The organism is Cellulomonas fengjieae (genome assembly GCF_018388465.1).
Taxonomy (GTDB): domain Bacteria; phylum Actinomycetota; class Actinomycetes; order Actinomycetales; family Cellulomonadaceae; genus Cellulomonas; species Cellulomonas fengjieae.
In genome coordinates, this window is the sequence record NZ_CP074404.1 from 2,796,304 (window position 1) to 2,814,478 (window position 18,175).

The 18,175-nt window shown below is 73.1% G+C and carries 13 protein-coding genes and 1 riboswitch; of the genes, 3 read left to right on the forward strand and 10 right to left on the reverse strand.

Going from position 1 to position 18,175, the window contains the following annotated elements; translation table 11 throughout:
* Positions 1-68 precede the first annotated feature (68 nt).
* The 6 genes from chvE to KG102_RS12845 all read right to left on the reverse strand — a co-directional run bounded on the left by chvE (position 69) and on the right by KG102_RS12845 (position 10,580).
* The gene (gene chvE / locus KG102_RS12820; protein ID WP_307802833.1) at positions 69-1,214 is read right to left on the reverse strand and encodes a multiple monosaccharide ABC transporter substrate-binding protein; all 1,146 of its coding nucleotides are present in this window, start codon (positions 1,212-1,214) and stop codon (positions 69-71) included.
* 365 nt (positions 1,215-1,579) lie between these two features.
* On the reverse strand, positions 1,580-7,405 hold the full coding sequence (gene pulA / locus KG102_RS12825) for a pullulanase-type alpha-1,6-glucosidase (RefSeq protein ID WP_208288493.1): 5,826 nt from the start codon (positions 7,403-7,405) through the stop codon (positions 1,580-1,582).
* 149 nt (positions 7,406-7,554) lie between these two features.
* On the reverse strand, positions 7,555-7,815 hold the full coding sequence (locus KG102_RS12830) for a DUF167 domain-containing protein (protein ID WP_208212001.1): 261 nt from the start codon (positions 7,813-7,815) through the stop codon (positions 7,555-7,557).
* A complete protein-coding gene (locus KG102_RS12835) occupies positions 7,812-8,228 on the reverse strand; it encodes a hypothetical protein (RefSeq protein ID WP_208288491.1) in 417 nt (138 codons plus the stop codon). Before KG102_RS12835 ends, KG102_RS12830 begins: the two co-directional genes overlap by 4 nt.
* Before the next feature lie 41 nt (positions 8,229-8,269).
* Entirely contained in the window at positions 8,270-9,259 is a 990-nt protein-coding gene (locus KG102_RS12840; RefSeq protein WP_208212005.1) for a malate dehydrogenase, read from the reverse strand.
* Between the two features lie 103 nt (positions 9,260-9,362).
* A complete protein-coding gene (locus KG102_RS12845; protein WP_208212008.1) occupies positions 9,363-10,580 on the reverse strand; it encodes an NADP-dependent isocitrate dehydrogenase in 1,218 nt (405 codons plus the stop codon).
* Positions 10,581-10,856: 276 nt separating this feature from the next.
* Between KG102_RS12845 and KG102_RS12850 the strand changes: the two genes are divergently transcribed.
* Complete coding sequence (locus tag KG102_RS12850) at positions 10,857-11,939, forward strand: aquaporin (RefSeq protein WP_208288489.1); 1,083 nt, start codon at positions 10,857-10,859, stop codon at positions 11,937-11,939.
* Between the two features lie 114 nt (positions 11,940-12,053).
* Here KG102_RS12850 and KG102_RS18925 read toward each other — a convergent pair whose 3' ends face one another.
* On the reverse strand, positions 12,054-12,473 hold the full coding sequence (locus tag KG102_RS18925) for a DUF3017 domain-containing protein (protein WP_208288487.1): 420 nt from the start codon (positions 12,471-12,473) through the stop codon (positions 12,054-12,056).
* A gap of 53 nt (positions 12,474-12,526) precedes the next feature.
* On the opposite strand from KG102_RS18925, the gene KG102_RS12860 reads away from it, so the two are divergent.
* Entirely contained in the window at positions 12,527-13,789 is a 1,263-nt protein-coding gene (locus KG102_RS12860) for an NAD(P)/FAD-dependent oxidoreductase (RefSeq protein ID WP_249667316.1), read from the forward strand.
* A 22-nt stretch (positions 13,790-13,811) separates the two neighbouring features.
* Here KG102_RS12860 and purH read toward each other — a convergent pair whose 3' ends face one another.
* Together purH and purN are read right to left on the reverse strand one after the other, a co-directional pair.
* Positions 13,812-15,404, reverse strand: coding sequence for a bifunctional phosphoribosylaminoimidazolecarboxamide formyltransferase/IMP cyclohydrolase (gene purH / locus KG102_RS12865; protein WP_208288485.1), 1,593 nt, complete (start codon positions 15,402-15,404; stop codon positions 13,812-13,814).
* Between the two features lie 37 nt (positions 15,405-15,441).
* A riboswitch (ZMP/ZTP riboswitch) is annotated at positions 15,442-15,531 on the reverse strand.
* Between the two features lie 16 nt (positions 15,532-15,547).
* On the reverse strand, positions 15,548-16,183 hold the full coding sequence (gene purN, locus KG102_RS12870; RefSeq protein WP_208212670.1) for a phosphoribosylglycinamide formyltransferase: 636 nt from the start codon (positions 16,181-16,183) through the stop codon (positions 15,548-15,550).
* 88 nt (positions 16,184-16,271) lie between these two features.
* Between purN and KG102_RS12875 the strand changes: the two genes are divergently transcribed.
* Positions 16,272-16,805, forward strand: a complete 534-nt coding sequence (locus KG102_RS12875; RefSeq protein WP_208212016.1) for a hypothetical protein — start codon at positions 16,272-16,274, stop codon at positions 16,803-16,805.
* A gap of 10 nt (positions 16,806-16,815) precedes the next feature.
* On the opposite strand, the gene KG102_RS12880 is transcribed toward KG102_RS12875, so the two are convergent.
* Positions 16,816-18,096 carry a cell division protein PerM gene (locus tag KG102_RS12880; protein ID WP_208212018.1) on the reverse strand — a complete coding sequence of 427 codons (1,281 nt, stop codon included), beginning with the start codon at positions 18,094-18,096 and terminating at the stop codon, positions 16,816-16,818.
* Between the last annotated feature and the right edge of the window lie 79 nt (positions 18,097-18,175).

Consider the following 18,175-nt stretch of genomic DNA (forward strand, 5'->3'; position numbering starts at 1 on the left):
GACCGGCGGACCGGCCGGCAGGCTCCGTCAGGGGAGCGTGCCGGCCGGTCCGCGGTCGGGACGGTGGATCAGGCCTGGCCGCTGGCCACCTGCTCCTCGGTCCAGTAGCCGGAGTCGATGAGCAGGCTCTGGATGCCGTCCTTGACGACCACGTCCGAGTCGAGCAGGAAGGACGGGACGACCTTCACGCCGTTGTCGTAGGACTCGGTGTCGTTCGCCTCGGGCTCCTCCTCGGCCAGGAAGGCCTGCGCGGAGACGACCGCCTGGTCGGCGAGCTTGCGCGTGTCCTTGAAGATCGTCGAGTACTGCACGTCGTCGTTGATCAGCTTGACCGAGGCGATCTCGGCGTCCTGGCCGGTGACGATCGGCATCCCGCCGGAGATCGCGGGGCCGTAGCCGGCGTTCTGCAGGGCGGTGATGATGCCGCGCGACAGACCGTCGTACGGCGAGAGGACGCCCTGGACCAAGCTTCCGTCCGAGTAGGTCGACGTGAGCAGGTTCTCCATGCGCTTCTGCGCGGTCTCCTGCAGCCAGCGCAGCGTGGCGGCCTGCTCGATGTCGGTCTGGCCCGACTTCACGACGAGCGTCCCGTCGTCGATGTACTCCTGCAGCGTGTCCATCGCGCCCTTGAAGAAGAAGTGCGCATTGTTGTCGTCCAGCGAGCCGGCGAAGAGCTCGATGTTGAACGGCCCGGCCGCGTCGCCCTCCGAGCCGTCGGCGTTGAGGATGCCCAGGCCCGTGAGCAGCGACGTCGCCTGCTGCACGCCCACCTTGTAGTTGTCGAACGTCACGTAGAAGTCGACGTTGTCGCTGTCCCGGATGAGGCGGTCGTACGCGATGACCGGGATGTTCGCGTCGGCAGCGGCCTGGAGCTGGGTCGCCAGCGCCGTGCCGTCGATCGAGGCCAGGATCAGCAGGTCGGCGCCCTTGGTGATCATCTGGTCGATCTGCTCCTGCTGGGTCGGGATGTCGTCGCCCGCGTACTGCAGGTCGACCGTGTAGCCCGCCTCCTCGAGGCCGGCCTTGACGGCGTTGCCGTCAGCGATCCAGCGTTCGGACGTCTGCGTCGGCATGGCGACGCCGACCGTGAGGTCGCTCGGGTCCTTGGGGGCGGCGCCGGAGGAGTCGTCCGTGCTGCCGGCTCCGCTGCCCGAACATGCGGCCAGTCCGAGTGCGAGGACCGCACCCATCGCCGCGATCGTGATCCGTCGCATGTGCTGTGCTCCTTCTCGTCATTGAGAGGCCCGGCGACCGGGCTGGAGGTGCGCGAGCTCGTCGGTCGGTCAGCGCCTGCGCGCCCTGTCCGCTGCCTCCGTCGACAGTGACCGGCGGCGGCAGCGGCCCCACTTTCTTCCATTCGTTTCTCGAAGTCAACGAGGGACGAAGCGTACGAACGTCACGAAGTCATTACGATGTGAGCGCTCACATCTCCCGCTCACAGGGTTGCGGCGATCCCGTCCGTGGGTCGTGCCGCGACGTCGGGCACGGGCTCACGACACGGAGAGAGGCCCGTGATCACGGGCCCCTCTCCGAGCGTGCTCGATCTACCCGCCGCCGACCCCCGCGCGGCGTGCGCGGCTCACCCGACGTGCGACTCCCACCAGCTACCGAGCCAGTCCCACCAGCCGCCACCGTGACCGTGACCGTGACCGTGACCGTGACCGTGACCAACCTGCTCCACCAGCACCGCGACGGTCCGCGGCGGGACGGTCACCGTGCCGGTGGCCTTGTCCCAGGTGGTGCCCTTGACGATCGGGTCGCTGCCCTTGGCCTGCACCGGGGACAGGGTCAGCTTGTGGCCGCTGAGCTCGGTGACCGTCTGGGTGGTCGCCTCGTCGGACGCGTTGACCACGACCAGGACGCCGTCGAGCTTCTTGTCCACGTCCTTCACCCAGCGCCGCGACGCGGCGTCCCAGCCGGGCTCGTCGTCGATCGCCATGACGACCACGCCGGGGTCCGCGTCCGCGCCGGAGCCCGGGAACGTGACCTTCTGCTGGATCAGGTCGGCGGAGCCGAGCCGGAACAGCGGCGTGGAGAACCGCAGCTTGAGCAGGTCGTCCGCCGCCCGTGACGCCGTGGCGATGTCGGCCGGGGTCGGCTTGAGCGCCGGGTCGGCCAGCAAGGGCTGCTGGAACGACCACTTGGCCTCGTTGTCCGGCGCCGGGGGCAGGCCGCGGCCGAAGCCGTTGTCCTGGCCGGACAGGTCCAGCAGGTTGAACCAGTCGCCCGAGTTGTAGCTGTTGCGGTCCAGCGACTTGCTGCGCAGCAGGTCCGCGCCCGCGTGCCAGAACGACGGCGTCTGCGCCAGGGCCGTGGTCGCCAGCGAGACGGTGTTCATGCGCACGCGGTCCGACATCGGGGTGTCCGTGGGCAGCTTGAACGTCAGCGAGTCCCACAGGGTCTCGTTGTCGTGCGCGTCGACGTAGGTGATGACCTCCTCCGGGGAGTCGGCGTACCCCGCCGGCTGCCCGTTGTAGTCGAGCTCCTCGCCCGTCTGGACCGTGCCCGCGCTCGTCTCGAAGGCGAAGTCGCGCAGGTTGGCGGCCATGCCCAGACGGACCAGGTCGGCGTCGTGCGCCGCCCGGGCCCGCTGATCGGCCTCCGAGCCGTTGACCGGGTCGCCGTTCGGGTCGGTGCCGCCACCGGAGCCGAAGCCCTGGACGCGCGGGTTCTCGTCGAACGGTCCCCCGCCGCGCACGGCATCGCGCAGCCGGTCGGAGAAGGTCCCGATGCCGGTGCCGCCCAGCTGGCCCTGCGTGGCCTGCGTGAACAGGGCGTTGTCGGCCACCTCGCCGAAGTTCCAGCCCTCGCCGTACAGGTAGACCTTCTTCCCGTCGACGCCGTCCTTGCGCGGCGTCAGCTCGTCGAGGGCCTCCCGCACGGCCTGCATGTTCTGCACCGAGTGGTGGCCCATGAGGTCGAACCGGAAGCCGTCGACCTTGTAGTCGCGGGCCCACGTCACCACGGAGTCGACCATCGCCTTCTGCGCCATCACGTGCTCCGTGGCGATGTTCTGGCAGCAGGTCGACGTCTCCACGTTGCCGATCGCGTCGAGCCGCTGGTAGTAGCCGGGCACCACGCGGTCGAGCACGGACTGCGGCGACTGGCCGCTCGCCGTGGTGTGGTTGAACACCTGGTCGAGCACCACCTGCAGGCCGTCGGCGTGCAGCGCCCCGACCATCGTGCGGAACTCGGCGACGCGCGCGCCCCCCTCGGCGTTCACGGCGTAGGAGCCCTCGGGCGCCGACCAGTGCAGCGGGTCGTAGCCCCAGTTGAACCCGTCGGCGTCGGCGACGGCCGTCACGCACGCCTGCTGCTGGTCGGAGTCCGGCGCGTACGACGCGAGGTCGCAGTCCGGGGTCTGCTGTTGCGCCCTGTCCTCCTGGATGGAGGCGATGTCGAACGTCGGCAGCAGGTGGACCGTGGTCAGGCCCGCCTCCTCGAGGTCGCGCAGGTGCGCGCGACCGTTGCCGTTCGTCGCGAAGGCGAGGTACGTGCCCCGCTTCGCCGCCGGGACCTTGGGGTCGCTGATCGAGAAGTCGCGGACGTGCAGCTCGTAGATCGTCTGGTCGACGGGCCGGACCACGGGCTGCTTGGCCTTCTCCCACTCCCGCGGGCGGAAGGCCGTGTCGTCCAGGTCGACCAGCACCGAGTGCGTCGAGTTGAGCGTGAGTGCCACCGAGTACGGGTCGGTGACCCGGTTGACCTCGACCCGGTCGGTCGTCGGCGCGTAGACCGTGACCTCCCAGAGGTACCTCGCACCGGCCCAGGACTTCTTGCCGGCCACGGTCCAGGAGCCGTCGGCCAGCCGCTTCGCCGCCACGCGCTGCTCCGTCGACGACGTCCCGGGCCACACCAGCAGCTCGACCTTCTGGGCCGTCGGGGCCCACACGGCGAGCGACGGCACGCCCTTCGTCCACGTGGCGCCGAGCGCCCGCTCAGCGGCCTTCGCCGCGTACACGTCGTCGAGGACGCCCGGGACCTGCACCCCGGTCGCCGCCTGGTACGACCCGCCGGGGCTCGCCTGGGTGACCAGGAGCGCGCCGCGCAGCAGCTCCGCGACGGGTGCCCCCTCGGGCACCCGCAGCGCCAGGTGACCGGCGAGCGCGGGGAACCGCTCGCGCTGCTCGGCAGTCAGGCCGGCCGGGTCGTAGGTGAGCGCGACCGGCTCGCCGTCCCCGAGGTCCTGCAGCGACAGTCCACCCGTCGGCGAGCCGTGCAGCGCGAACGTCGACGACGACGGGTCGGGCGCCCACGCGGCCGGCCAGGCGATCGTGCCTCGGTCGACCCAGTGCGCGCTGCGCTCCCCCGTGCCGGGCAGCGGCGGGTCGGTGACCTCGATGGTCAGGACGTGCGTGGCCAGCACGTACGAGAACGTGACCGGCTTCCCGCCGGGCGCGGAGAACGGGATGTTCGCGCCGTTGAGCACGCCGCCGGCGCCGTAGTTCTCGTCCCAGCTGCGGTTGTGCGCCACCTTCACCTCGTAGGCGCCGACGGGCAGGTCCTGCGCGGTGAACGTGTAGGTGCCGTCGCCGTCGGGGTCCTGCAGCCAGCTCGCCATGCAGTCGGGCATCCAGTCACCCGAGCAGCCCAGCTCGCTGTTCACGGAGCCCGGGACCGTGAGGATCGGGCCCTGCGCGGTCGACGTGAACCAGTGCGTGTCGGGGTCGTAGAAGAACGTGACCGGACCGGCCGCGGCGACGGTGTACGCCACGTTCGCGCCCCCGGGCGCGCCGCCGGCGCCGTAGTTCTCGTCCCAGCTGCCGTTGATCGCGACCTTGTACTCGTAGGCGCCGGCCGGGAGCGTGAACGTTCCGGACCAGACGCCGTCGGCACCCTCGGTCAGCTGTGCCTCCGCGCAGTCCGGCATCCAGTCGCCGGTGCAGCCCATCTCGCTGTTGTGGCTCCCCGCGACCGTGACGGAGGCGGGACCGGCGGGGCCGGGGTCGGGGACGACGCCGTCGACGGCGACGCCGACGCTCGCGTAGGTGGAGGCGGCGGACCTGTTGCCCGCGGCGTCCACGCTCACCGCGCGGTACTCGACGAGGGTGCCGTCGGCGAGGTCCGCCACGGTGTGGAAGACGCGCGGCGACGTCGTCTCGGCGGTGCCCAGCGGGGTCCACTCGTCGTCACCGACGACCCGGTACGCGAACGACGTCTGGCTCCAGACGTCGTCCGCCACGTCCGCGCCCACGGGGACGTCGCCGGACAGTCCGGCGCCCGGGGTCGGCACGCTCAGGCTGATCTGCCCCGGGGCTGCGGGGGCACTCACGGTGGTCCCCGCCTTCAGCACGATCGCGCTCAGGCCCGGGACCGTCACGGACACGGTCCCGTCGGCCGCGGCGGTGGCGCCCGTCGTCGTCCCGTACAGCGGCGTGAAGGCCGCGCCAGGGGTCAGGGTGTCGACCGTGACCGTCACCGCGGCGGTGCTGTTGTTCGTGGCGACGAGGTGCTCGATCTTCTCCTCCGCGTCCACCCGGCTGAAGGCGTAGACCGCCCCGTCGGCCAACCGCTCGATCTGCGCGCCGGTCTGCAGCGCCGGGTTGGCGCTGCGCACGGCGGCCAGCCCTGCGATGTGCTCGTAGAGCGCCGCGTCCGTGTCGAACCGGTCCACCGACCCCGCGACCGTGCCGTCCAGCAGCGTCTGGTTCGCGTACTCGGCCACCTGCGTCGCGAACATCGACTGCCGTGCGTCCTTGTCCCCACCGGCGCCCGCGAACCCCTGCTCGTCGCCGTAGTAGACGACCGGCTGCCCGCGCGTGAGGTACATCAGCGAGTGCGCCAGAGCGGAGCGCTGCTGCGGGTCGTCCGCACCCGTGACGAAGTAGCCGATGCGGCCCATGTCGTGGTTGCCGAGGAAGGTGGGCAGCGCCTGCGCGTTCGTGGTCGGCGTCGTGTACCGGTCGTCCCCGGCGTACAGCGCGGTCAGGCCGTCCGCCGAGGAGCCCTTGGCGTAGTTGCTGGCGGCCGACTGGAACGTGAAGTCGAGCACCGCGTTCATGTCGCTGTCGCGCAGGTACGGGGCCAGCTTGGCCGGGTCGGCGTCGTAGACCTCACCGAACATGAAGAAGTCGTCGTTGCCGATCGAGGCGGCGTGGTCGCGCACCGCGGTGGAGAACGTCTCCCAGAACTCGAAGTTCACGTGCTTGGCCGTGTCGATGCGGAAGCCGTCGACGCCCAGGTCGACCCAGTCGTTGTAGACGTCCACGAACCCGTCCACGACCGCCGGGTTCTCGGTCATCAGGTCGTCGAGCCCGGAGAAGTCTCCGTACGTCGTCGACTCCCCGCTGTAGGTCGAGTTTCCGCGGTTGTGGTAGAGCGTCGGGTCGTTGAGCCAGGCCGGGACCTTGACGTCCGCGTCCTGCGGCTCGATCACCGGCGTGTACGGGAAGGACGTGGCGGCGTCCAGCGTCGGGAAGGTGTCCGTGCCCGCGTAGGTGGCCGGGTCGAAGACGGTCCCCGCGGCGTCGGTGTAGGGGCTGGTGGCCTGGTCGACATAGTCGTACCGGCCCTCGGCGTAGTCGATGACGTCGGCCGTGTGGTTGGTGATGATGTCGAAGTAGACGTCGATGCCGCGTGCGTGGGCGTCGTCGATCAGGGCCTCGAGCTCGGCGTTGGTGCCCAGGTGCGGGTCGATCTGCGTGAAGTCGGTGATCCAGTACCCGTGGTAGCCGGCGGACGCGTCCGCGCCCGCGCCCTGCACGGCCTGGTTCTTGAACGACGGGGTGAGCCAGATGGCCGTGGTGCCCAGGCCCTCGATGTAGTCGAGCCGGCTGCGCAGGCCCGCCAGGTCACCGCCCTGGTAGAAGCCCTTGTTCGTCGGGTCGAACCCCGTGGTCAGACGGTCACCGCCGAGGCCGCCGGCGTCGTTCGCGTCGTCGCCGTCGGCGAACCGGTCGGTCATGACGAAGTAGAACTGCTTGTCGGCCGCGGGGTCCCGCACGGGCGTCGCGACGACGGCATCGTCGTCCGGCGTGTACCCCGCCGCCAGGCCCAGCGGGGTCAGCGCGACGCGGTGCGTGGTGTCGTCGTAGGTGAACCTCAACGTCGAGGGGCCGGCCACGACGAGCGGGATGTTGGCGTCGCCGCCGTCCTCGCCGTACGCCTCGTCCCACGAGCCGTCGAGGGCGACCTTGTACTCGTAGGTGCCCGCGGGCACGGTGAGCTCCGCCGAGTACTGCCCCGGCGTGGCCGTCGGGGCCAGCTCGGTGGCGGCGCAGTCCGGCGACCAGTCCGCCGCGCAGCCGAGCTCGCTCTGCAAGGAGCCGACGAGGGTCGCGGTGCGGTCGGCGGCGACGGCCGCGGTTCCGAACGAGGCGACGAGCCCGACCGCGCCGACCGCGAGGGCGGTGAGTGCGGCGAGGGCTCGCGAGATGCGGTGGACGGGGGCGCCGGCGGGCGACATGGGGACTCCTTCGTCTCCCGCACCTCGATGTGCGGGACAGGTGTCGCCGACGTTAACCGTTGCAGCAACTTGCAGCAAGGGATCCGGAGGAACCCGTCAATCCACCTGGTCCCGAGGCGCGCCGCTGCGGGCACCCGGTCACGGTCCGGTCAGCCGCGGAGGGCCTCCAGCCGGGCCTCCACCGACTCGTCGGCGTCGATCTCGACCAGCTTGTCGCGGCTCGTCGCGCCCGAGACCAGCCGGACCTGCCGGGGGCGGAGCCCGAGCGCGCCGGCCAGTGCGTCCAGCGCCGCCCGCGTCGCCGCCCCGTCGACCGCACGGGCGCTCACCGCGACCACCAGGCGGCCCGCGTGCGTCCCGCCGACGGCGGTGCGGGAGGCACCGGGCCGGACCCGGATCGCGACCTTCACTGCCGTGACCCGGTGAGCCGGCCGGGCGGCCTGGCCGTCCGGCGGAAGGCCGCCAGGCCGACCACGACGAGCGCCGCTCCGACCAGCACGAAGGGCCACGGGTTCGCCTGCGCGACGCACGCGGACGCGCCCGTGACCCCGCCCGAGCAGTACTCCCCCGGGCCGTGCCGGTTGAGCCAGGCGATGGCCAACGGCAGCGCGCTCAGGCCGCTCAGTACGCCGAGCTGGGCGGGGCGCGGGCCCTGCCGGACGACCAGCACCCCGCCGACGGCCAGCAGCCCGAGGGCGACGAACAGCCCCGCCCGCACCCCGAGCCCGAGCCCTGCGCCGACCCCCGCGCCCAGCAGGACCCAGCCGAGGAACGCCCCGGCACCGGTGCCGGGACGCGGGACGCGGACCTCCTCGGCCCACACGGTCAGCGCACGGTGCTCGGGTCGACCGGCTCAGTGGCGACTCAGAGCAGGCCCAGAGCCTGCACCGCGTCGCGCTCCTCGACCAGCTCCGCGACCGAGGCGTCGATCCGGCCGCGCGAGAACTCGTCGACATCGAGACCCTGGACGATCTTCCAGCTGCCGCCCTCGGAGGTCACGGGGAACGAGGAGATCAGGCCCTCCGGCACGCCGTACGAGCCGTCCGAGACGATGCCCGCCGAGGTCCAGTCCCCCGCGGGCGTGCCGTGCACCCAGGAGTAGACGTGGTCGATCGCGGCGTTGGCCGCGGACGCCGCCGACGACGCGCCACGCGCCTCGATGATCGCCGCGCCGCGCTTGGCCACGGTCGGGATGAACGTGTCGCGCACCCAGGCGTCGTCGTTCACGACCTCGAGCGCGGGGCGCCCGCCGACGGTGGCGTGCGACAGGTCGGGGTACTGGGTGGCGGAGTGGTTGCCCCAGATGGTCAGCCGCTCGATGTCCGCGACCTTCGCGCCCGTCCGGGTGGCCAGCTGCGAGACCGCGCGGTTGTGGTCCAGTCGCGTCATCGCGGTGAAGCGCTCGCGCGGGACGTCGGGCGCGTGCGACGCCGCGATGAACGCGTTGGTGTTGGCCGGGTTGCCGACCACCAGGACCCGGACGTCGTCGGCGGCACCGGCGTTGATCGCCTCGCCCTGGGGCTTGAAGATGCCGCCGTTGGCGGACAGCAGGTCGCCGCGCTCCATGCCGGCCGTGCGGGGTCGGGCACCGACCAGCAGCGCCACGTTGACGCCGTCGAAGGCGGCCGTCGCGTCGTCGTAGATCTCCACGCTGTCCAGCGTCGTGAACGCGCAGTCGTCGAGCTCCATCGCGGTGCCCTCGGCGGCCTTGACCGCCTGCGGGATCTCCAGCAGGCGGAGCCGGACGGGGGTGTCGGCACCCAGCAGCTGGCCGGACGCGATGCGGAACAGCAACGCGTAGCCGATCTGCCCGGCGGCTCCGGTGACGGTGACGGTGACGGGCGAGCTGGGCACGGAACGGCTCCTTGGATCGACGACGATGGCGGCCTCACGCTACCTCGCAGGTGAGGAACGGCGCCCACCGGGGATGACCCCGGTGGGCGCCGGGACGTGCGTGTCAGGCGAGCTTGGCCGCCAGGTTGGCGTCGAGCGTCGCGAGGAACTCCTCGGTGGTCTGCCAGGCCTGGTCGGGCCCGACCAGCGACGCGAGGTCCTTGGTCATGGCGCCGCTCTCGACGGTCTCGACGACGACCTGCTCGAGCGTCTCGGCGAACTGGGTCACCTCGGGGGTGCTGTCCAGCTTGCCGCGGTGCTTGAGGCCACCGGTCCAGGCGAAGATCGAGGCGATCGGGTTGGTCGACGTCGGCTTGCCGGCCTGGTGCTGGCGGTAGTGCCGGGTCACGGTGCCGTGCGCGGCCTCCGCCTCGACCGTCTTGCCGTCGGGCGTCATCAGCACCGACGTCATGAGGCCGAGCGAGCCGAAGCCCTGCGCGACCGTGTCGGACTGCACGTCCCCGTCGTAGTTCTTGCAGGCCCAGACGTAGCCGCCCTCCCACTTCATGGCCGCGGCGACCATGTCGTCGATGAGGCGGTGCTCGTAGGTGAGGCCCTTCTCAGCAAAGGCAGTGGCGAACTCCTCGTCGAACACCTCCTGGAAGATGTCCTTGAACGCGCCGTCGTAGGCCTTGAGGATCGTGTTCTTGGTCGACAGGTAGACCGGGTAGCCGCGCTGCAGGCCGTACGCGAACGACGCCCGCGCGAAGTCGCGGATCGAGTCGTTGAAGTTGTACATGCCCATCGCGACGCCGCCACCGTCGGGGTACGTCACGACCTGCTGGTTGATCGGCTCGGAGCCGTCCGCGGGCGTGTACGTCAGCGTCAGCGTGCCGGCGCCGGGGACCTTGAAGTTGGTGGCCCGGTACTGGTCGCCGAACGCGTGGCGGCCGATGATGATCGGCTTGTTCCAGCCGGGCACCAGGCGCGGGATGTTGCTGATGATGATCGGCTCGCGGAAGACGACGCCGCCGAGGATGTTGCGGATCGTGCCGTTGGGCGAGACCCACATCTTCTTCAGGCCGAACTCCTCGACCCGCGCCTCGTCGGGCGTGATCGTGGCGCACTTGACGCCGACGCCGTGCTCCTTGATCGCGTTCGCCGCGTCGATCGTCACCTGGTCGTCGGTGGCGTCGCGGTTCTGGATCGACAGGTCGTAGTACCGCAGGTCGATGTCGAGGTACGGGTGGATCAGGCGGTCCTTGATGAACTGCCAGATGATGCGCGTCATCTCGTCGCCGTCGAGCTCGACGACCGGGCCGACAACCTTGATCTTCGCCATGCGGGTATCTCCTGTGCTGGGCGGGTGGGGGCACGGCACGATGGGGCGGCTGCCGGCGCGGGTCCGCCGACAAGATTACTCGACGTCGACAGATCTATGCGTGGCTCGAGCGGTCCGGCCGGTCCACGCGCTGGCGAAGACCGTGCCCGCTGGCCCCGTGGCTGGCATGCTGGCACCGACCAGGGGTGAGACGCCGCTCCAGCGCGTCGCCACGGCTGCACGGTCGCAGGCTCCGTGCGCAGCTGCCCCCCGCCGATGACTCACGACAGGACCGAGATGGCACAGGACAACTCCGCCACGTCCGCCGGCTCCACCGAGCCGGACGACAACGCCGCCGCCGGCACCCCCGCGCCCGAGGAGGCGTCGGCCGCCGCCGCCGCCGACTCGACGCCTGCTGCCTCCCAGCCCGCCCCGTCCGGCTCGCAGCCCGCCGGCACCCCCGGCTCGCAGCCCGCCGGCACCTCCGGCTCCGCCTCCGCCGAGGACGAGCACGAGCACGAGATCGACGCCTACGTGATCCCGGCGGGCACGGTCATGGTCACGGGACCGAGCCTGGTCGCCCGCCTGGGCGCCGAGGTGTTCGGCACGTTCGGGCTCGTCGTCGTGGGCCTGGGCATCGCGTTGTACAACGGCATCAGCCAGATCGGGTCGCTCGGCGTCGGCCTCGGCTTCGGCCTCGCCTACGCCGCCGCCCTCGTCGCCGTGGGTCACGTCTCCGGCGGCCACTTCAACCCCGCGGTCACGCTCGGCGCCGCGATCGGCGGTCGCACACCGTGGAAGGACGTGGTCCCGTACTGGCTGGCGCAGCTCGTCGGCGCGGTCCTCGCGGCGGCCGTCCTGTTCATCACCATCCCGAGCACCCTGCCCGGCCTGCTCGCGCAGGGCGGGGAGGCCTCCGGCCGCACCTTCTTCAGCAGCGTCGCCAACGGCTTCGCCGACCACTCGCCGCTGTCCACGGCGTCGCAGGGTCAGGTCGAGTTCTCGCTGGTCGTCGGGCTGCTCGTCGAGATCGTCCTCACCGCCGTGTTCGTCGGCGTCATCCTCGGCGCCACGGACCGCCGCTCCCGCAACGCCCAGGCACCGATCGCCATCGGGCTCGCGCTGGCCGTGCTGACCCTCGTGGCGCTCCCGGTCACCAACGCGTCGCTCAACCCGGCGCGCTCGACGGCCGCGGCGCTGTTCTCGGAGAGCTGGGCCCTCGGGCAGCTCTGGCTGTTCTGGGTGGCCCCGCTGGTCGGGGCCGCGCTCGCCGGCCTGGTCTACCGGGCGTTCGCGGCGGAGCCGGCCGAGGACAACCTGCTGGAGGAGGACGACGCGTACGTCACCACGGACGACGTCCTGGTGGTGACGGAGCGCTGACGCGCACCTGACGCCGCCCTCGGACGCCCGGGACCCCGACGGTCCCGGGCGTCCGCGCGTGTGGGACCGGCCGCGACGGGGCGGTCCGGGGCCCCGGGGCTCGGGGTCGACCGGCTACGCGGGCAGGACCTGCGCCAGCACCGCGATGCCCAGGCCCAGCACCACCAGAACGACGACGTCGATCGGCTTGGACCGGAACGAGAGCGCCACGGGCCCCGGCGACGGGAGCACGGCGCGCACCAGCGCGCCGACGAGGGCGACGCCGGCCAGCACGAAGGCGCCCTGCCGCGTGCCGACGGTGAGCGCCACCACGACGGCCACCACGATGCCGGCGCTCGTCCACCACAGGGACGCGTTGCGGGCGGCGTCGAGGGACGCGCGGGCGATGGCACGGGGGTCGAGGGGCGCCTGCTCGACGGGGATGGGACCGGTCGAGGGCACCGGGTCGGCGGCCGCCGGGTCGTCCGGGGGCGTGTGCCCGCCCGGGCGCGCGTGGGCGGGCGTGGCGTGGTGCGTCCCCGCTGTCCCGGTCATGCGCTCCTTCACCATCTCGCTCGTGCCTCCCGACGGGAGACTACCGTTGCGAGGTGAGCGCCCCGACGAACGACGAGCACCTGGACCCTTACCGACCGCGCGACGTGCTCGTCGTCGGCGCCGGCCTGGCGGCCACCCAGACGGTCGCCGCCCTGCGCGAGCGGGGCTACGACGGGCGGGTCGTCGTGCTCGGTGTGGAGGGCACGGCACCCTACGACCGGCCCCCGCTGTCGAAGCACCTCTTCGACCGTCCGGAGCCCAGCTGGCTGGCGGACGAGATCGGCACCGACCTGCTCGCCCTCGCGGACGACGTGCTCCTCGACACACCCGCCCGCGCGCTGTCCCTGTCGGCCGCGCGCCCCGAGGTCCTGACCGACCGCGGCACGTTCACCGCGGACGCTCTCGTCGTGGCGAGCGGGGCGCACGCCGTCCGACCCTCCGGCTGGGAGGCCGCCCTCACGCTGCACACCGCGGCCGACGCCGCGCGGCTGCGGGCTGTGCTCGAGCCGGGGGCTCGCCTCGTGGTGATCGGCGCCGGGTGGATCGGCGCGGAGGTCGCCGGTGTCGCCGCCGCGGCGGGCGTCGATGTCGTCGTGGTCGAGGCCAACGGTGCCCCGCTCGCCGCGGCCCTGGGGTCGACCGTCGGCGAGCTCACCGCGCCCTGGTACGCCGCCGCCGGTGTCCGGCTGCTCACCGGCGAGCACGTGACCGAGGTGGGCACCAACGGCGTCCTCCTCGCGGACGGGAAGCTCGTCGGCGCCGACGTCGTGCTCGCCGCCGTCGGCGCGCGCCCGACCACCGACTGGCTGGCGGGTGCGCTGCCGCGCGAGCCCGACGGCGCGCTGCGGGTCGACGAGCACCACGCGGTCATCGGCGCACCGCGCACCGTCCGGGCCGTGGGCGACGTCGCGCTGCGCCGGTCCGCACGCCACGGGTGGGTCCCCGGCGGGCACTGGGACGGGGCGCTGCGGGGCCCCGCGGCGCTGGTCGCGGACCTGCTCGGCACGCCGACGGACGCCGTCGTCGACGTGGCGCCGTACGTGTTCTCCACCCAGCTGGGCCACGAGCTCGCCCTGTTCGGCCACCCGCACCCCGACGACGACGTGGTGCTGCGCGGCGACCCGGCCGGCGCGCAGGGGTGGGCGGCGCTCTGGTTCCGCCCCGGCTCGGACGAGCTCGGGGCCATCCTCACGGTCGACCGCCCCCGCGACGTCGGCGCCGCCCGGCGGCTGTTCACAGCCGAAGGGCTGCCCCGGCTGGACCGGGCGGTCGCGCACGACCCCGGACGCCCGCTGCGGCAGGCCGCGCTCGCCTGAGCGGGCGCGGCCTGCGCGCGGCTCAGTGTGCGAAGTGCCGGGTGCCGGTGAGGTAGAGGGTCACGCCTGCGGCCTGCGCCGCGGCGATCACCTCCTCGTCGCGGACCGACCCGCCGGGCTGGACGATGGCGCGCACGCCGGCGTCGATCAGCACCTGCGCACCGTCGGCGAACGGGAAGAAGGCGTCCGAGGCGGCCACGGCTCCGCGGGCGCGCTCGGCGTCCCCGGAGTTGGCCCGCTCGACCGCGAGCCTGCACGAGTCGACGCGGTTGACCTGGCCCATCCCGACCCCGACGGACGCTCCCGCGTCCGCCAGCAGGATCGCGTTCGACTTCACGGCACGCACCGCACGCCAGGCGAACGCGAGGTCGGCGAGCGTGGCCTCGTCAGCCGGCGCGCCGGCCGCGAGGGTCCAGGCCGCCGGGTCGTCCCCGGGGGCGTCCACGCGGTCGAGCTCCTGGACGAGCAGCCCTCCGCTGACCGCGCGGCGCTCGGTCAGGGCGGCGTCCACGGGCGTGACCTGCAGCAGCCGGATGTTCTTCTTGCGGGCCAGGATCTCGAGCGCCTCGGGCTCGAACGCCGCAGCGACGACGACCTCGGTGAACACGGGGGCGATCTGCTCGGCGGCCGCAGCCGTGAGCGTGCCGTTCGTCGCGATGACACCACCGAACGCGGAGACCGGGTCGCACGCGTGCGCCTTGGCGTGCGCGTCGGCCACGTCCGTCCCGACCGCGATGCCGCAGGGGTTGGCGTGCTTGATGATGGCGACGGCGGGAGCGGCGTGGTCGTGCGCGGCCCGCCAGGCGGCGTCGGCGTCCACGTAGTTGTTGTAGCTCATGGCCTTGCCGTGCAGCTGCTGCGCTCCGGCCAGGCCCCGGCCCGCGGCGCCGTCCGGGGTCAGGTACAGCGCCGCCTTCTGGTGCGGGTTCTCGCCGTACCGCAGCACCTCCCCACGCACCCAGGTGGTCCCGGTGAAGGCCGGGAAGCCCGACTCGGCGGCGGCCCCGTCGGGCGCGTACTCGGCGGCGAACCAGCTGGCCACGGCGGCGTCGTACGCGGCGGTGTGCGCGAACGCGTCGGCCGCGAGCAGGCGACGCGCGGCGAGCGTGAAGCCGCCGCTCGCGACCGCGGTCGCCACCTCCTCGTAGCGCGCGGGGTCGACGACGACCGCCACGCTGGGGTGGTTCTTGGCGGCGGCGCGGACCATCGAGGGACCGCCGATGTCGATCTGCTCGACGCACTCGTCGGGGCCGGCGCCCGACGCGACCGTGGCCGTGAACGGGTACAGGTTGACCACGACGAGCTCGAACGGGGCGATGCCCAGGTCCGCCAGCCGCGCGACGTGCTCGGGCAGTCGCGTGTCGGCGAGCACGCCCGCGTGCACCCGGGGGTGCAGCGTCTTGACCCGCCCGTCCAGGCACTCCGGGAAGCCGGTGAGGTCCTCGACCCGCGTCACGGGCACGCCGGTCGCGGCGATCGTGGCGGCCGTCGAGCCGGTGGAGACGATCTCGACACCGGCGGCGTGCAGCGCGGCGGCCAGGCCGGTGAGGCCGGTCTTGTCGTAGACGCTGACCAGGGCGCGGCGGACGGGTCGCTGGTTCTCGGTGGCTGACATGGCGGCTCCCAGGGTGGCAAGGGTCGGCTAGAGCGGACCCATGCACCCAGGCGGGCGGTGCGTGGCGGGGGGCACTGCGGCCGCTCCCCGGTGGTTGCACCCACCTGCGCCAGTCACGACCGCGGCCGAGTCTAGCGGGCGCGTCAGCCGACGAACGCGTGCCGGCCCTCGACGCGCAGGCCCTCGCGCGTGATGCGCCCGACCCACTCGACGAGCAGCACCTGCTCGACGGCCTTGATCCGCTCGTGCAGGGTGGCCTCGTCGTCGTGCGGCTCCACCGGGACCGCGGCCTGCGCCAGGATCGGCCCCGTGTCGACGCCCTCGTCGACCACCATGACGGTGCAGCCGGTGATCTTCACCCCGTACGCGAGCGCGTCGCGCACACCGTGCGCGCCCGGGAAGGACGGCAGCAGCGCCGGGTGCGTGTTGACGATCCGCCCACCGAAACGGCCGAGGAACGTGGCGCCGAAGAGCTTCATGAACCCGGCGAGCACCACCAGGTCCGGGGAGAAGACCGCGACCGTCTCCGTGACGGCGGCGTCCCAGGCGGCACGGTCCTCGAAGTCCTTGACCGAGACGACCGCGGTCGGGATGCCCGCCGCGCGCGCGATCTCCAGCGCCCTGATGCCGCCTCGGTCGGCGACGACGGCGACGACGCGCGCACCGTAGGCGGGGTCCTCGTGGGCCGCGAGCAGTGCCGCCAGGTTGGAGCCCGTCCCCGACACCATGACGACGAGCCGCCCCGACGCACGGGTGGCCGGAGCGGGGCGCGGGGGCATCTCGTGCGTCACGCGCCGACCCTACCCGCGGGCGATGGCGGAGCGGACGCAGGTCCGCCCCGCTCGGTTCGTGGGCGAGAATGCAGGGGTGAGCAACCCGTACGCGCCGCCTGAGAACCGCCCCCGCCCCTCGGACGGCGACCAGACGGACGCTCCTGCGACCGACCGCGTCCCCACGTGGTCGCCGGCGCCGCCGCCGGTCCAGGTCGAGCGCACTCCCCCGGACCCCGAGGGCACCGCCCGCGCCGCGCGCCATACCCGGCTGTTCGGCGTCCTCGTCCTCGGGTCGGTCCTGGTGGCCACCCTCCCCCTGCCGTGGCAGGCCGCCTCGCTCGTGTTCGCGCTGGGCGGCGTCGCGGTCGGCATCCGGGCGCTCGTCGTGGCGGCCCGAGCCCACTCACGCTCGCTGCTGCCGATGCTCTCCGTCGGCGTGGTCATCGCGCTGTCGTGGACCTTCCTGCAGGCGGTGCAGCTCGCGTTCTGGCCGGTGCAGCAGGACCTGCAGGACTGCCTCCGCAGCGCCCTGACCATCGAGGCCAGGACGGCGTGCGAGTCGCAGTACGAGAGGGACCTCGAACAGCTGCAGGACTCCCTCCTGCCCAGCGGCGCCCGCGCCGGCTGAGGTCGGCCCCTCAGATCTGGTCGCGGTGCAGCAGCGTCTGCACCCGGCGGCGGACCTCGGCGCGCAGGAGCCGGTCGCCGGGCAGCGCCACCAGGAGGGCGCCCAGGAGCACCCCGGCACCCGTCCGAAGCCCGACGACCGCGCCGTGCGCACCCACCGTCGCCAGCCGGTCGGGGCCGACCCCGCCGCTGGCCATCGTGACGAGCAGCATCACGACCACCGCCGCGCTGGTCGCCGCCGCCGCGCACGCGGCCAGCGTGTGCCACCAGCGTCGCGTCTCGAGCCGGCGGTGCACGTACCAGCCCACCTGCGCGCCCACGGCCACGAGCACGAGCGGGACGAGGCTGGTGACGGGCCCGGCGATGTCGGGCGCAGGGAGCGCGCCGAGCATCGGGACCGCGGGCAGCGCTCCGCCGATGACCTCGTCCGGCGCGAAAAGCGTTCCCTCCCCGACCGAGAAGCCGGACCCGGTCACCCACGTGAGCGCCCAGACCACCAGGTTGGGCAGGTACGCCAGCTCGGCGACCGCCAGCACGACGCCGCCCACCGCGTCGAGCCCCAGACCGCGCACGACGTCCGAGATGGTCGCCCGCCCGGCCACGACCCACAGCGTGGTCACGAGCGCCGCGACGAGCAGCAGGGTGGCCGAGGCGAGGACGCCCGCGGACGCCCCGGTGCGCAGCGGTGCCGGGCACCGCGACCAGACGGGTCGGGTGAGCGCGCGGGCCGACGGCGCCTCGGGCCGGGCCAGCAGCCCCACGCCGAGGCCGACGGCGGACACGGCCGCGCCGCCGAGCGCCGCGAGCAGCGCACCCGATCCGGCACCGCTGAGCAGGGCCACCAGGACGGCGACCGCGGTGTAGGTACCGACGCCGGCGGCGTAGGACGACCAGGTCGCCAGGCCCGACCGTCGCGCCGAGGCGTAGCAGACGAACAGTGCGAGCGCGGTGACCCCGAGCGGGACCAGCGACACCACGACCGTGCCGACGTGCGCGGGGACCCCGTGACCGAGCAGCCAGAGCGACGACCCCACGCCCACCGAGCGCATCCAGCCGACGCCGCTGTTGGACGGGTCGGCGGACGTGGCGACGTAGGCCGCGACGGCCGGCAGCGCGAGCACCAGGAAGGACAGCAGCGCGGCCTGCAACGCCGACAGGACTCCGGCGATCCACCGCGGGGCGCCGTCGAGCGCGCTCGTGAAGAAGGTGGGTGTCGGGTCGTCGACCAGCGTGCGGCGACGGCGACGGTCGACGACGGGGTTGCTCCCGGTGCGGGGGCCGGTGGCGCTCACCACGTCATGGTCGCCGCCGCGCGGACGCGAGCGCCGAAGGCGGCCCGGCGCGTCGGATGTCGGCATCGACACGTCGACC

What these genes read in the sequence shown, in the direction of transcription:
- chvE (WP_307802833.1), bottom strand. Translation starts at nt 1,214, where the DNA reads ATGCGACGGATCACGATCGCGGCGATGGGTGCGGTCCTCGCACTCGGA.
- pulA (WP_208288493.1), bottom strand. Translation starts at nt 7,405, where the DNA reads ATGTCGCCCGCCGGCGCCCCCGTCCACCGCATCTCGCGAGCCCTCGCC.
- KG102_RS12845 (WP_208212008.1), bottom strand. Translation starts at nt 10,580, where the DNA reads ATGGCGAAGATCAAGGTTGTCGGCCCGGTCGTCGAGCTCGACGGCGAC.
- KG102_RS12850 (WP_208288489.1), top strand. Translation starts at nt 10,857, where the DNA reads ATGGCACAGGACAACTCCGCCACGTCCGCCGGCTCCACCGAGCCGGAC.
- KG102_RS18925 (WP_208288487.1), bottom strand. Translation starts at nt 12,473, where the DNA reads ATGACCGGGACAGCGGGGACGCACCACGCCACGCCCGCCCACGCGCGC.
- purH (WP_208288485.1), bottom strand. Translation starts at nt 15,404, where the DNA reads ATGTCAGCCACCGAGAACCAGCGACCCGTCCGCCGCGCCCTGGTCAGC.
- purN (WP_208212670.1), bottom strand. Translation starts at nt 16,183, where the DNA reads ATGCCCCCGCGCCCCGCTCCGGCCACCCGTGCGTCGGGGCGGCTCGTC.